We start from the raw sequence: 13,986 nt of genomic DNA on the forward strand, positions 1-13,986 counted from the left end.
GCGACGGCAAAAAAGTGAAATTAAGAAAAAACGCGCCTGGGCTCGCACCCCTGCGCGCGGCACATCAACCGGCGGCCAGCCCCCGATCCCGCACGAGATCGAGCACGAAAGCCACGGCACCCTCGACATCCAGTTCGGTCGTATCGAGCAGTGCTGCATCCGGCAACTTCATGAGCGGCGCCACGGGCCGTGCCGCATCGCGCGCATCACGTTCCCGCAAGTCGTCCAGAAGGCTTTGCATGTTAGCAGGCAATCCCTTTTCGATCAACTGCTTATAGCGACGCCCGGCACGAGCCTCGACCGAGGCCGTGAGGAATATCTTGAGACCCGCATCGGGAAACACCACCGACCCCATGTCGCGCCCGTCGGCGACCAGCCCGGGGGCCGAACGGTAGTCACGCTGGCGTCCCAGCAGCGCCTCGCGCACGGCCGGCAGAACCGCGACCCGGGACGCGCCGGACGAGCAGGCTTCGCTGCGGATGTCGGTGGTGACGTCGTCGTCGCCGAGCAGCACGCGCCCGGTCTCAAAGCGCGCCGGCAAGGCTGCGGCGACCGCCGCCACACCGGCCTCGTCGTCGAGCGCCACGCCCGCCCGCATCGCCGCCAGCGCCACGATGCGGTACAGCGAGCCGCTGTCGAGCACCTGCCAGCCAAGTGCGGCGGCGACGCGTTCGGCCACCGTTCCTTTGCCCGAGGCCGACGGGCCGTCGATCGCAATCACCGGCACCGGCTGCGCAACCGTGGCGAAAGCGTCGAAATAACCCGGAAAGGTCTTGTTGACACACTTCGGATCATTGATGCGCACGCGGCAGCCGCCGAGACTGACCAGCGAGAAGCACATCGCCATGCGGTGGTCGTCATAGGTGTCGATCGCGGCCGGCAGCAGACGGACGGGGGGGGTGACGCGCAGGTAGTCTGCTCCCTCCTCCACCTCGGCGCCGACCTTGCGCAGTTCGATCGCCATCGCCGCGATGCGGTCGGTTTCCTTGACCCGCCAGCTCGCGATGTTGCGCAGGCGGCAGGGGCCATCGGCGAACAGCGCCGCGACCGCCAGCGTCATCGCCGCATCCGGGATGTGGTTGAGGTCGAGGTCGAAGGCCTTCAGCGTACCCGACGCCGGCGCCGCCGCCTCGATCCAGTTTTCACCCATGCCGATGCGTGCCCCGAGCTGCTCCAGCGCTTCGGCGAAGCGAACGTCGCCCTGGATGCTGCCGCGGCCGACGCCTTCGACCCGCACCGGCCCGCCGCCGATCGCACCGGCGGCGAGAAAGTACGACGCCGACGATGCATCGCCTTCGACGAATACCGTGCCCGGGCTGCGATAGCGCGCCCCGCCCGGCACGACGAAGCTCGCCCAGTCCTGCCGCTCGACTTTCACGCCGAAGCGCGCCATCAGTTCGAGCGTGATCGCGATATAGGGCTTGGAGATCAGTTCGCCGATGACTTCGACTGTGGTCTGCACGCCGGTCAGCGGCAAGGCCATCAGCAGCGCGGTCAGGAACTGGCTCGATACGTCGCCCCGCACCTTCACCACGCCACCCGGGCGAATCGCCGCCGGCCTGATGTGCAGCGGCGGAAAACCCTCGTTCGCCGTGCAGTCGATGTCGGCGCCGAGCTGGCGCAGCGCCTCGACCAGATCGCCGATCGGGCGTTCGTGCATGCGCGGCACGCCCGACAGCCGGTACTCGCCGCCGGACAGGGCCAGTGCGGCGGTCAGCGGGCGGAAAGCCGTGCCCGCATTGCCGAGAAACAGATCGCCGGTCTTCACCGGAAACGGCCCGCCGACACCGTCGACCACGTAGTCGAGCGTCTCGCCCTTGCGCTCCCAGCGCACGCCCAGCGCCTGCAGCGCCTCCAGCATGCGTTCGACGTCATCCGACGACAGCAGGTCGCGGATCTCGGTCCGGCCTTCGGCCAGGGCGGCCAGCAACAGCACGCGGTTGGAGATGCTCTTCGAGCCGGGCAGACGCACGCTGCCGCTCGCACCCAGCATCGGGGACAGATCAAGGAATGCCATCTTCGCCTCTAGAAGCGGGGCCCCACGCGAGGGGCCAATCCATGGCCGGGCAAGCGCCACGGCCGCTCAATCATTCAGCCGTCTGCACCGGCAGGCCTTCGGCCCAGGCGTTGCGCGCACGCCGCGCACGCTCGAAAACGGCTTCGAGCGCGTCGCCATCTCCCGCCGCAAGCATGCTTCGCAGGCCTGCCAGCTCGCCGAGGTAGGCATCCAGCTCGGCGAGCAGCGCCACACGGTTGGCCACGCAGATGTCGCGCCACATTTCCGGATGGCTGCCAGCGATGCGGGTGAAGTCGCGAAAACCGCTGGCGGCGTGCGAAAACAGCAGTTGCGCGTTGTCGCGCCGCGCAAGATCGTCCACCAGACCGAAAGCCAGCAGATGCGGTAGATGGCTGACGGCGGCAAACACGCCGTCGTGCTCCTGCGGTGTCATGTCCACCACCGTCGCACCGCATGCCTGCCAGGCCGTGCGCACCGTCTCGACCGCATCGGCCCGGCTCTCGGCCAGCGGCGTCAGCACCACCTTGCGCTTGACGTAGAGATCGGCGAACGCTGCATCGACGCCGCTTTTTTCCGCGCCCGCGATCGGATGCGCCGGCACCACCTGCGGCAGATTCCGCCCGAGATGGCGATGAACGGCGTCGATCACGTCGCGCTTGGTGCTGCCCACATCGGTGACGACCGTCTCCGCGCCCAGATGCGGCGCCATCGCCGCCATGATCGCATCCATCTGCCCCACGGGCGCGGCAAGCAGGACCAGGTCGGCGCCGGCCAGGGCCTCTGCCCAGTCGCTGGCGATCTCGTCGATCACGCCCAGCTCCCGCGCGCGTTCGAGCGGCTCACGCCGCCGGCCGATGCCGACGATGCGGCCAACCGCCCCAGCGCACCGCAGCCCGAGCGCGAACGAGCCGCCGATGAGGCCGACGCCGCAGATGACGAGCCTGCCGATCAGGGGCGGGGCCGTGCCGCCCGCCATCAGGCCATCGCCTGCTTCAGCGCGGCAATGAAACGCGCATTTTCTTCCGGCAGCCCGATCGACACCCGCAGCCAGTGCGGCATGCCGTAGCCGGCGATCGGACGCACGATCACACCTTGTTGCAGCAGCGCACGGTTGATGCCTGCGGCATCGCCGATCTTGAAGGTGACGAAGTTGCCGGCGGACGGGATCCACTCCAGCCCCAGTGCCGAAAACGCCTCGGTGAGCTGCAGCATGCCCCGCCGGTTGAGCTCGGCCGACTGGGCGAGGAACTCTTCGTCCTCCAGCGCCGCTTCCGCCGCCGCCAGCGCGACGCTGGAGACGTTGAAAGGCTGGCGCACGCGATTCATCAGGTCGGCGACCTCGGCATGCGCGATGCCGTAGCCCACCCGCAGGCCCGCCAGGCCATAGGCCTTGGAGAAGGTGCGCGACACCAGCAGGTTCGGGAAGCGCCCGATCCAGGCGATTGCGTCGTAGCGCTGCGCCGGCGACAGGTATTCGGTATAGGCCTCGTCGAGCACCACCAGCACGTCCTGCGGCACCTCGTTCAGGAAGGCCTCGATCTGCGCCCCGGGCAGAAAGGTGCCGGTCGGGTTGTTGGGATTGGCGATGAAGACGATGCGGGTGTCTTCGCAGATCGCCGCTGCCATCGCGCCGAGATCGTGCCCGAAGTGCTTGGCCGGCACCTCGATGCCGCGCGCGCCGCGTGCCTGCGTGGCGAGCGGATAGACGGCAAAGGCGTGCTGTGCATACACGGCCGAACACCCGGGGCCGAGGAAAGCCTGCGCGGCGATCTCGAGGATGTCGTTGGAGCCGTTGCCGATCACCAGTTGCTCGGGGCCAACACCAAACTTACGGCACAGCGCCGCCTTCAGCGCAAAGGCGCCGCCATCCGGATAGCGCGCCAGGTCACCCAACGCCGCACGCGCGGCATCGCGGGCATGCGTGCTCATTCCCAGCGGGTTCTCGTTCGAGGCCAGCTTGACGATACTGGCCTCGGCAATGCCCATTTCCCGCGCCAGCTCGGAGATCGGCTTGCCCGGCTGGTAGGGCGTGATGGCGCGGATGTGATCCGGGGCGTGGCTGGCTACGCTCATGACGGTCTCCTGGTGGCACGCGGCCTTGTTCGTTAAGCGGTCGAGACGGGCGGCAAGAGCCCACCCGGGTTCATTCAGATGGCGGCAACCGGGTAGGAGCCAAGCACCTTCAGGAAAGCCGCACGATCGGCCAGCTCCACGAGCGCGGCCGCGACCCCGGCATCTTCCCTGTGTCCGTTGATGTCGGCATAGAACACGTATTCCCACAGACCCGACTGCGCGGGGCGCGACTGCAGCTTGGTCATGTCCACGCCATGGCGCGCGAGCGGCTCCAGCAAGGTATGGATCGCCCCCGGGCGGTTCGGCGCAGAGAACACCAGCGAGGTGCGGTCCTTGCCCGAAGGCCCGGCGTCATGGCTGGCGATCACCAGGAAGCGCGTGGTGTTGTTGGGTTCATCCTCGATGTTGGGGGCGAGGATGTTCAGGCCGTAGAGCTGGGCCGCGGCCTCGCCCGCGATCGCGCAGGACTCGGCATCCTCCCCCGCCAGGCGCGCCGCCTCGGCGTTGCTCGCCACCGGAATGCGCGGCAGATGAGGCAGGTTGCGGTTCAGCCACTCATGGCACTGCGCCAGCGACTGCGCATGCGAATACAGGCGCTTGGCGGCGCCGATGCCATCGGCACGCGACATCAGTTGCTGGTGGATGCGCAGGTTGAGTTCGCCGCATACCTTGACCGGGCTGGCCAGTAGCAGGTCGAGCGTGATGCTGACCGCGCCCTCGGTCGAGTTCTCGACCGGCACCACGCCATAGTCGACGTTGCCGGCCTCGACCGCGCGGAACACGTCCTCGATCGTCGCCATCGGCATGAAGGCGGGCGCCGAGCCGAACTGCTTGCGGCTGGCGCTTTCCGAGAATGTTCCGGCCGGGCCGAGATAGGCGATGCGCTGCGGGTGCTCCAGCCCGAGGCAGGCCGACATGATCTCGCGGAAGATGGTCTTGACCGCATCCGCCGGCAGCGGCCCCCGATTGAGTTCCGCCAGGCGGCGCAGCACCTGCGCCTCGCGCTCCGGGCGATAGAAGGGGGCATGGCCCTGCTTCACCTCGCCCACGCGCTGCGCGCAGCGCGCGCGCTCGGACAGGCGGGCGAGGATCTCTTCATCGAGGCGGTCGATCTCGTTGCGCAGCTTCAGCAGTTCGTCGCTCATGCTCGCTCCATCCCGTCAAGCCTTGCGCGCCGCGAAGTCGCGCATGAAGTCCACCAGGGCCTGCACGCCCGCCAGCGGCATCGCGTTGTAGATCGACGCACGCATGCCGCCCACCGACTTGTGTCCCTTGAGCTGCAACAGCCCCGCCGCCCTCGATTCGGCCAGGAAAGTATCATTGAGCCTTTCGTCCTTCAGGAAGAAAGGCACGTTCATGCGCGAGCGACAGGCCGGATCGATACGATTCTCGTAGAAATCACTGGCATCGAGAAAACCGTACAGCAGGCCGGCCTTGGCCACGTTGCGCGCCTCGATCGCCGCCACGCCGCCCTGGCGCTTGAGCCACTGGAACACCAGGCCGGCGATGTAGATGCCATAGGTAGGGGGCGTGTTGTACATCGAACCGTTGTCGGCCACGGTCTTGAAGTCGAACGCGCTCGGACAATGCGGCATCGCGCGGCCGAGCAGGTCTTCGCGCACGATGACGATGGTCAGGCCCGCCGGGCCGATGTTCTTCTGCGCACCGCCGAAGATGAGGCCGTACCTGGAGACGTCGATGACGCGCGACAGGATGTGCGAGGACATGTCGGCCACCACAGGCACCTCGTCGCGGCCGACCTGCGCGAGATCCGGCTCGAAAGGATATTCGACGCCGCCGATGGTCTCGTTGGTGCAGGTGAAGACATAGGCGGGGTCGGCCGACAGCTTCCATTCCGCCATCGGCGGCACGGTGATGAAGCCCCCCGCCTCGGACGAGGCGGCGATGTTCACCTCGGCGTAGTTGCGCGCTTCCTTCTGCGATTTCTGTGACCACGCACCGGTGACGACGTAGTCCGCCACCCGCTTTCCGCCCATCAGGTTCATCGGGATGATCGCGTTCGCCGCGATCGCCCCGCCCTGCATGAACAGGATGCGGTAGTTGGCCGGCACCGCCAGCAGTTCGCGCAGGTCGGCCTCGGCCTGCGCCGCGATGGCAGTGAACTCCTTGCCGCGATGGCTCATCTCCATCACGCCCATGCCCGAGCCCTGCCAGTCGAGCATCTCGTCGGCGGCCTGGCGCAGCACTTCCTCGGGCAGCGCCGCCGGACCGGCGCTGAAATTCCATACGCGACTCATCAAGCTTCTCCCGGCTCGCCGGCCACGGGGGGCTCGCCCTGGTCTTCGTCCTCGGCCAGCTCCGCGCCATCGGGCAGATCCACGGCGGCGGCTTCGCCGTCCCCGCCCTCGCCTTCCGCGAGCATGCTCTCGTCGGACTCGGCGACCTTCTCGATGCTGGCCAGGAAGGTACCGTCATCGAGGTTGATCAGGGTCACGCCCTGGGTGGAGCGGCCCATCTCGCGGATGCTCTCGACGCTGGTGCGGATCAGCACGCCGCCGGTCGAGATGAGCATGACTTCGTCACTCGGGTCGACCAGCACCGCGCCGACCAGCCTGCCGTTGCGGTCCGAGGTCTGGATCGCGATCATGCCCTTGGTGCCGCGGCCGTGGCGGGTGTATTCGGCCACCGGCGTACGCTTGCCGTAACCGTTCTCGGTCGCGGTCAGCACCGACTGCGACTCGTCCTTGGCGACCAGCATCGCGATCACCGCCTGGCCGTCTTCCAGCATCATGCCGCGTACGCCGCGCGCCTCGCGGCCCATCGGGCGCACGTCGGTCTCGGCGAAGCGCACCGCCTTGCCAGCGTCGGAGAACAGCATCACGTCGCATTCGCCATCGGTGATGGCGACGCCGATCAGGTGGTCGCCATCGTCGAGGCTGACCGCGATGATGCCGGCCTTGCGCGGGTTGGAGAACGCGGTCAGCGCGGTCTTCTTGACCGTGCCTTCCGAGGTCGCCATGAAGACGAAGTGCTCTTCGTCGAACTCCTTGATCGGCAGCACGGCGGTGATCTTCTCGCCTTCGACCAGCGGGAAGAGATTGACGATCGGCTTGCCGCGCGAGTTGCGCGTGCCTTCGGGCACTTCGTACACCTTGAGCCAGTAACAGCGGCCGCGGCTGGAGAAGCACAGCACGGTGTCGTGGGTATTGGCGACGAAGAGATGGTCGATGAAGTCCTCGTCCTTCATCGAGGTCGCCTGCTTGCCGCGGCCGCCGCGGCGCTGGGCACGGTAGTCGGCCAGTGGCTGGCGCTTGAAGTAGCCGGTGTGCGACAGCGTGACGACCATGTCCTCCGGCGTGATCAGATCCTCGATGTTGATCTCGGCGGTGTTCATCACCAGTTCGGAGCGGCGCGGGTCGCCGAACTGATTGCGGATCGCGCTCAGCTCTTCGACGATGATCGCGGTAATGCGCTCCGGCCGCGCCAGGATGTCGAGCAGGTCGGTGATGATGTCCATCACCTCGCGGTATTCGCCGACGATCTTGTCCTGCTCCAGCCCGGTCAGACGCTGCAGACGCAGTTCCAGGATGGCCTGGGCCTGGACCTCGGACAGGCGGTAGCCCTGCGCAGACAAGCCGAATTGCGGGTCCAGTCCTTCGGGCCGGTAGCTGTCGGCCATCGCGCGCGACAGCATCTCCTCGACCAGCGGCGAGCGCCAGGTACGCTCCATCAGGCCGCGCTTGGCGTCGGCCGGCGTCGGCGCGGCCTTGATCAGGGCGATGATCTCGTCGACGTTGGACAGCGCCACCGCCAGGCCTTCGAGGATGTGGCCGCGATCGCGCGCCTTGCGCAGTTCGAAGATGGTGCGGCGGGTGACGACCTCACGCCGGTGCTCGAGGAAGCACACCAGCATCTGCTTGAGGTTGAGCAGGCGCGGCTTGCCGTCGACAAGCGCGACCATGTTCATGCCGAAGCTGTCCTGCAGCTGGGTGTGCTTGAACAGCTTGTTCAGCACCACCTCGGGCATCTCGCCGCGCTTGAGCTCGACCACCAGACGCATGCCGGACTTGTCGGATTCGTCGCGGATCTCGCTGATGCCCTCGATCTTCTTCTCGTTGACCAGTTCCGCCATGCGCTCCTGCAGCGTGCGCTTGTTGACCTGGTAGGGCAGCTCGTCGACGACGATGGCCTGGCGGTCGGTCTTGCCGATCGGCTCGAAGTGGGTGCGGGCGCGCATGATCACGCGGCCGCGGCCGGTACGGTAGCCTTCGTGCACGCCATGCAGGCCGTAGATCAGCCCGGCTGTCGGGAAGTCGGGCGCCTTGACGATGTCGATCAGCGCCTCGATGTCGGTGTCCGGATCTTCCAGCAGCTTCAGGCAGGCATCGACGATCTCGCCCAGGTTGTGCGGCGGAATGTTGGTCGCCATGCCGACCGCGATGCCGCTCGAACCGTTGATGAGCAGGTTGGGGATGCGCGCCGGCATGACCAGCGGCTCTCTCTCCGAGCCGTCGTAGTTCGGGCCGAAGTCGACCGTCTCCTTGTCGATGTCGGCCAGCAGTTCGTGGCCGATGCGCGCCATGCGGATTTCGGTGTAACGCATCGCCGCGGCATTGTCGCCGTCGACCGAGCCGAAGTTGCCCTGGCCATCGACCAGCATGTAGCGCAGCGAGAAATCCTGCGCCATTCGCACGATGGTGTCGTAGACGGCGGTGTCGCCATGAGGGTGGTACTTGCCGATGACGTCGCCGACGATACGCGCGGATTTCTTGTAGGCGCGGTTCCAGTCGTTGGACAGCTCGTGCATCGCATACAGCACGCGGCGGTGCACCGGCTTGAGGCCGTCGCGCGCGTCGGGAAGTGCGCGGCCCACGATCACGCTCATCGCGTAATCGAGGTAGGAGTGCCGCATCTCCTCTTCGAGGCTGATCGGCAGGGTTTCCTTGGCGAACTGAGTCATGCTCGATGGCGGCGAAAGCCGCGTGAATCAAAAACGGTCAATGCTACCACGAGCCCCCTCTAACGGCCGAACCGCAGCCACGGGCAAACCAGCCGGAACGGCTCTCCGCCGCCGGCGAACACCGTCGAGCGAGGCATCGGAAATGCACGAAAACCTGCACTCGGGCCCGGCCGGCACGCGAACCATGGAGAGTCTGCAGAGGGTTTCCTGCCGCCATCAACGACAGACCGCGCTGGAAGCGTACAGGGCACGCCCGGAAAGCCATCCAGGCCATCGCCGACATAGCGGCGGCATTCATATCGACTTGCGCCCTGCGGGGCCGAAGGGCCTTGCGCACCTCCGCCCCGCAAAGCTCGCCGGAAGCCATCAGCCCCCGGCAGCCAGGACGGCTGATCAGAACTTCAGCACGCCCTTCATCACCGCCCAGTGGCCGGGGAAGGAGCAGAAATACGTGTACTCCGTACCCGCCGCGAGCTTGGACACGTCGAACGTCACGGAATCCGACTCGCCGCCGCCGAGCAGCTTGGTATGGGCGACGATGCGGGCATCGCCGTCATTGAGGTAATCCTTGGCCGGACCGGCCTTGGCACCCTCTGCGGCCAGATCCTTGACATCGGCGGTCTTCGCCAGCACCCAGTTGTGGCCCATCGACGCCTTGGCCAGCTTGCCGACGTGCTTCAGGGTCACCGTGAACTGCTTGCAGCTCTTGTCGACCACGATCTCCTTGAGGTTGAACTGCATCGCGTCATTGCCTTCGATGGTGGCCTCGCAAGCAGCCCAGGCCGGCGCAACAGTTGCGGACAGCAGAACGCAGGCGGCAATTTTCTTCAGTTTCATCAGTATCTCCTATGATCGTATGACAAACAGGAACACATGCAACTACAACACTGACACAGGCAAACGCCAGGCATCATATTGAATTCCGAAACGGAGAAAGCGGATTGGGGCCACTTCCAAGTCTGAACGAGAACCAATGCCGGCTATTGTGCGCTAGCACGCAGCCTGCCGCAACGGCGCCCCCTCCCTCCACGCCCCGCCGTACCGCACTCGCCGCGCATGGCACGGCAATTTCGGCATGCTCGTCCCTTGAAATCTTCTTCCCCGCCCCAACATGGCGCTGAGGAACAGACATCAACAGGGAGCAGACACCCATGCAGGACCCGAGCCAGAATCCGAACCCCGCGCCGGAACTCGAACAACGGCCCACCCCCGGCGAGACTGCGCCGACCGCGGAAAGCGCTGCGCCGGATGTGATGCAGAGCCTGGAGGAAACCCTGCGCCAGGCCGAACTGAAGGCCGCCGAACACCACGATGCCTGGTTGCGCGCCAAGGCGGAGACCGAGAACGTCCGCCGCCGGGCACAAGATGACATTGCCAAGGCCTCGAAGTTCGCTGCCGAGAAGTTCGCCAGCGCGATGCTGCCGGTCAAGGACAGCCTCGAAGCCGCACTCGCGGTGGAGAACCAGACACTCGACAAGCTGCGCGAAGGCGTCGAGCTGACGCTGAAGCAGCTCGTGGCCGCATTCGAAGGCGCCAGCCTCGCCGAAGAGAACCCCCTCGGCCAGAAGTTCGATCCCAACAAGCACCAGGCGATCAGCACCGTCGCGTCGGACGCCGAACCCAACACCGTCGTCACCGTGCTGCAGAAGGGCTATCTCCTCAACGAACGCGTCATCCGCCCGGCGCTGGTGATGGTCGCGAAGTCCAAGGACCAGTAAGGAATCTGCGCGCAGCGGCTTGAAACGCCGGCGCGCCACCCCATATTCGAACCAGACCGGACGGCCATGCCGCTCCGCCACACCATTCAGACTCGAAGGAAAACTCATGGGCAAGATCATCGGCATCGACCTCGGCACCACCAACAGCTGCGTTTCCGTGATGGAAGGCGGCAAGCCGAAGGTCATCGAAAACTCCGAAGGCGGGCGCACCACCCCGTCCGTGGTCGCCTACGCCGAAGACGGCGAGATCCTGTGCGGCGCGCCGGCCAAGCGTCAGGCGGTCACCAACGCCAGGAACACCCTGTTCGCGATCAAGCGCCTGATCGGCCGCCGCTTCGAAGAAAAGGAAGTGCAGAAGGACATCGACCTGATGCCCTTCACCATCGCCAAGGCCGACAACGGCGACGCCTGGGTCGAAGTGCGCGGCAAGAAGATCGCGCCGCCGCAGGTCTCGGCCGAAGTGCTGCGCAAGATGAAGAGGACCGCCGAGGACTACCTCGGCGAGGAAGTCACCGAGGCGGTGATCACCGTGCCGGCCTACTTCAACGACAGCCAGCGCCAGGCCACCAAGGACGCCGGCCGCATCGCCGGCCTCGAAGTCAAGCGCATCATCAACGAGCCGACCGCGGCCGCGCTCGCCTTCGGCATGGACAAGAAGCCGGGCGACTCCAAGATCGCAGTGTATGACCTCGGCGGCGGCACCTTCGACATCTCGATCATCGAGATCGCCGACCTCGACGGCGAACACCAGTTCGAAGTGCTGGCCACCAACGGCGACACTTTCCTCGGCGGCGAGGATTTCGACCAGCGCCTGATCGACTACATCGTCACCGAGTTCAAGAAGGATCAGGGCGTCGACCTGAAGAACGACGTGCTCGCGCTGCAGCGCCTGAAGGAAGCCGCCGAAAAGGCCAAGATCGAGCTGTCGTCCGGCCAGCAGACCGAAGTCAACCTGCCCTACATCACCGCCGACGCCTCCGGGCCGAAGCACCTGGCGGTCAAGATCACCCGCGCCAAGTTCGAAGCGCTGGTCGAAGACCTGGTCGAACGCTCGATCGAGCCCTGCCGCGTGGCGCTGAAGGATGCCGGCCTGAAGGTGTCCGACATCGACGACGTGATCCTGGTCGGCGGCCAGACCCGCATGCCGATGGTGCAGGAGAAGGTCAAGGCGTTCTTCGGCAAGGAGCCGCGCAAGGACGTGAACCCTGACGAAGCCGTGGCCGTGGGCGCCTCGATCCAGGGCGGCGTGCTGCAGGGCGAAGTCAAGGACGTGCTGCTGCTCGACGTCACCCCGCTGTCGCTCGGCATCGAGACCCTGGGCGGCGTGATGACCAAGCTGATCCAGAAGAACACCACGATTCCGACCAAGGCCAGCCAGGTGTTCTCCACCGCCGATGACAACCAGAGCGCGGTGACCATCCACGTGCTGCAGGGCGAGCGCGAGATGGCCTCGGGCAACAAGAGCCTGGGCCAGTTCAACCTGTCCGACATTCCGCCGGCGCCGCGCGGCATGCCGCAGATCGAGGTCACCTTCGACATCGACGCCAACGGCATCCTGCACGTCTCCGCCAAGGACAAGGCCACCGGCAAGGAGAACAAGATCAAGATCCAGGCCAACTCCGGCCTGTCGGACGACGAGGTCGAACGCATGGTGCGCGACGCCGAGGCTCACGCCGAGGAAGACAAGAAGGCGCACGAACTGGTCGACGCCCGCAACCAGTGCGACGCCCTCGTGCATTCGACGCGCAAGGCGCTCGGCGAGTACGGCGACAAGCTGTCCGACGACGAAAAGGCCAAGATCGAAGCCGCGATCAAGGATGCCGAAGAAGCCATCAAGGGTTCGGACAAGGACGGCATCGAAGCCAAGAGCCAGGCCTTGGCCACAGCTGCGCAGAAACTGGGCGAACAGATGTACGCCCAGGCCCAGGCCGAAGGCGGCGCCCAGGCGGGTGCCGGCGCGCAGCAGGCCAGTGGCAAGGCCGACGATGCCGACGTGGTGGATGCCGAATTCACCGAAGTGAAGGACAAGAAGTAATCGTCATTCTGGCGAATCCTTCGCGGCCGAGCCCCGCCGGAGCCCCGCTCCGGCGCCGGCTCGGCCTTTGCTTGATACCAGACTGAGCGAAGCACCATGTCCAAAAGGGATTACTACGACGTGCTCGGCGTCAACCGCGACGCCGGCGACGACGAGATCAAGAAGGCCTACCGCAAGCTGGCCATGAAATACCATCCGGACCGCAACCCGGACAACAAGGAAGCGGAAGAGAAATTCAAGGAGGGCAAGGAAGCCTACGAGATGCTCTCCGACCCGCAGAAGAAGGCCGCCTACGACCGCTACGGCCACGCCGGCGTCGACCAGGCGATGGGGGGCGGCCAGGGCTTCGAAGGCGGCTTCGCGGATGCCTTCGGCGACATCTTCGGCGATCTGTTCGGCGGCGGGCGCGGCGGACGTTCCAACGTCTATCGCGGCGCCGACCTGCGCTACAACCTCGAGATCACGCTCGAAGAGGCCGCGCGCGGCGCCGAGAAGACGATCCGCATCCCCACCGTCGAGGAATGCAGCACCTGCCACGGCAGCGGCGCCAAGCCCGGCACCCAGCCCAAGACCTGCCCCACCTGTAACGGCCACGGGCAAGTGCGCGTGCAGCAGGGCTTCTTCTCGATCCAGCAGACCTGCCCGAAGTGCCACGGCAGCGGCAAGATCATTCCCGAGCCCTGCCGTGACTGCGGCGGCGCGGGCCGGGTGAAGAAGCACAAGACGCTGGAAGTGAAGATTCCCGCCGGCATCGACGAAGGCATGCGCCTGCGCCATGGCGGCCATGGCGAGCCGGGCGTCAACGGCGGCCCGGCAGGCGACCTCTACGTCGAGATCCACATCCGCAAGCACGCGGTGTTCGAACGCGACCACGACGACCTGCACTGCGAGATGCCGCTCAGCTTCACCACCGCAGCGCTCGGCGGCGAAATCGAGATCCCGACGCTGGAAGGCATGGCACGCCTCAAGATTCCCGCCGAGACGCAGAGCGGCAAGGTCTTCCGCCTGCGCGGCAAGGGCATCAAGAACGTGCGCAGCCACGTCCACGGCGATCTGCTGTGCCATGTCGTGGTCGAAACGCCGGTCAGCCTGACCGAACGCCAGAAGGAACTGCTGCGCGAGTTCGAGGAAGTTTCCAGCGGCAACGTCGACCGCCACAACCCGAAGGCCAAGTCGTGGATGGACAAGGTGAAGGACTTCTTCGGCACCTGAAAGCAGGGCC

The 13,986-nt window shown here is 66.2% G+C and carries 10 protein-coding genes; 3 read left to right on the plus strand and 7 right to left on the minus strand.

The window, feature by feature from the left end; translation table 11 throughout:
• Positions 1-64: 64 nt before the first annotated feature.
• From C666_RS02715 to azu, 7 genes are all read right to left on the minus strand, one after another.
• Positions 65-2,017 (minus strand): bifunctional 3-phosphoshikimate 1-carboxyvinyltransferase/cytidylate kinase, encoded by a 1,953-nt coding sequence (locus C666_RS02715; protein WP_004333438.1) that lies wholly within the window; start codon positions 2,015-2,017, stop codon positions 65-67.
• A gap of 70 nt (positions 2,018-2,087) precedes the next feature.
• Positions 2,088-2,993, minus strand: coding sequence for a prephenate dehydrogenase (locus tag C666_RS02720; protein WP_004333441.1), 906 nt, complete (start codon positions 2,991-2,993; stop codon positions 2,088-2,090).
• A complete protein-coding gene (hisC, locus tag C666_RS02725) occupies positions 2,993-4,090 on the minus strand; it encodes a histidinol-phosphate transaminase (RefSeq protein ID WP_004333443.1) in 1,098 nt (365 codons plus the stop codon). The genes C666_RS02720 and hisC overlap by 1 nt, the downstream gene beginning before the upstream one ends.
• Before the next feature lie 74 nt (positions 4,091-4,164).
• Positions 4,165-5,235 (minus strand): prephenate dehydratase, encoded by a 1,071-nt coding sequence (pheA, locus tag C666_RS02730; protein ID WP_004333445.1) that lies wholly within the window; start codon positions 5,233-5,235, stop codon positions 4,165-4,167.
• Positions 5,236-5,250: 15 nt separating this feature from the next.
• Positions 5,251-6,348 (minus strand): 3-phosphoserine/phosphohydroxythreonine transaminase, encoded by a 1,098-nt coding sequence (serC, locus tag C666_RS02735; protein WP_004333447.1) that lies wholly within the window; start codon positions 6,346-6,348, stop codon positions 5,251-5,253.
• The gene (gyrA, locus tag C666_RS02740) at positions 6,348-9,011 is read right to left on the minus strand and encodes a DNA gyrase subunit A (RefSeq protein ID WP_004333450.1); all 2,664 of its coding nucleotides are present in this window, start codon (positions 9,009-9,011) and stop codon (positions 6,348-6,350) included. Before gyrA ends, serC begins: the two co-directional genes overlap by 1 nt.
• Positions 9,012-9,404: 393 nt before the next feature.
• Positions 9,405-9,848, minus strand: a complete 444-nt coding sequence (gene azu / locus C666_RS02745) for an azurin (RefSeq protein ID WP_004333452.1) — start codon at positions 9,846-9,848, stop codon at positions 9,405-9,407.
• A gap of 314 nt (positions 9,849-10,162) precedes the next feature.
• On the opposite strand from azu, the gene grpE reads away from it, so the two are divergent.
• The 3 genes from grpE to dnaJ all read left to right on the plus strand — a co-directional run bounded on the left by grpE (position 10,163) and on the right by dnaJ (position 13,976).
• On the plus strand, positions 10,163-10,729 hold the full coding sequence (gene grpE, locus C666_RS02750; RefSeq protein ID WP_004333454.1) for a nucleotide exchange factor GrpE: 567 nt from the start codon (positions 10,163-10,165) through the stop codon (positions 10,727-10,729).
• Positions 10,730-10,835: 106 nt separating this feature from the next.
• Positions 10,836-12,764: a molecular chaperone DnaK gene (gene dnaK, locus C666_RS02755; RefSeq protein WP_004333460.1), complete on the plus strand. Its 1,929-nt coding sequence runs from the start codon at positions 10,836-10,838 to the stop codon at positions 12,762-12,764.
• A 96-nt stretch (positions 12,765-12,860) separates the two neighbouring features.
• Positions 12,861-13,976: a molecular chaperone DnaJ gene (dnaJ, locus tag C666_RS02760; protein ID WP_004333461.1), complete on the plus strand. Its 1,116-nt coding sequence runs from the start codon at positions 12,861-12,863 to the stop codon at positions 13,974-13,976.
• Positions 13,977-13,986 lie beyond the last annotated feature (10 nt).

The organism is Thauera linaloolentis 47Lol = DSM 12138, from assembly GCF_000310205.1.
In the GTDB taxonomy this organism is placed as follows: domain Bacteria; phylum Pseudomonadota; class Gammaproteobacteria; order Burkholderiales; family Rhodocyclaceae; genus Thauera; species Thauera linaloolentis.

What these genes read in the sequence shown, in the direction of transcription:
- gyrA (WP_004333450.1), bottom strand. Translation starts at nt 9,011, where the DNA reads ATGACTCAGTTCGCCAAGGAAACCCTGCCGATCAGCCTCGAAGAGGAG.
- C666_RS02720 (WP_004333441.1), bottom strand. Translation starts at nt 2,993, where the DNA reads ATGGCGGGCGGCACGGCCCCGCCCCTGATCGGCAGGCTCGTCATCTGC.
- pheA (WP_004333445.1), bottom strand. Translation starts at nt 5,235, where the DNA reads ATGAGCGACGAACTGCTGAAGCTGCGCAACGAGATCGACCGCCTCGAT.
- grpE (WP_004333454.1), top strand. Translation starts at nt 10,163, where the DNA reads ATGCAGGACCCGAGCCAGAATCCGAACCCCGCGCCGGAACTCGAACAA.
- C666_RS02715 (WP_004333438.1), bottom strand. Translation starts at nt 2,017, where the DNA reads ATGGCATTCCTTGATCTGTCCCCGATGCTGGGTGCGAGCGGCAGCGTG.
- serC (WP_004333447.1), bottom strand. Translation starts at nt 6,348, where the DNA reads ATGAGTCGCGTATGGAATTTCAGCGCCGGTCCGGCGGCGCTGCCCGAG.
- azu (WP_004333452.1), bottom strand. Translation starts at nt 9,848, where the DNA reads ATGAAACTGAAGAAAATTGCCGCCTGCGTTCTGCTGTCCGCAACTGTT.
- hisC (WP_004333443.1), bottom strand. Translation starts at nt 4,090, where the DNA reads ATGAGCGTAGCCAGCCACGCCCCGGATCACATCCGCGCCATCACGCCC.
- dnaJ (WP_004333461.1), top strand. Translation starts at nt 12,861, where the DNA reads ATGTCCAAAAGGGATTACTACGACGTGCTCGGCGTCAACCGCGACGCC.
- dnaK (WP_004333460.1), top strand. Translation starts at nt 10,836, where the DNA reads ATGGGCAAGATCATCGGCATCGACCTCGGCACCACCAACAGCTGCGTT.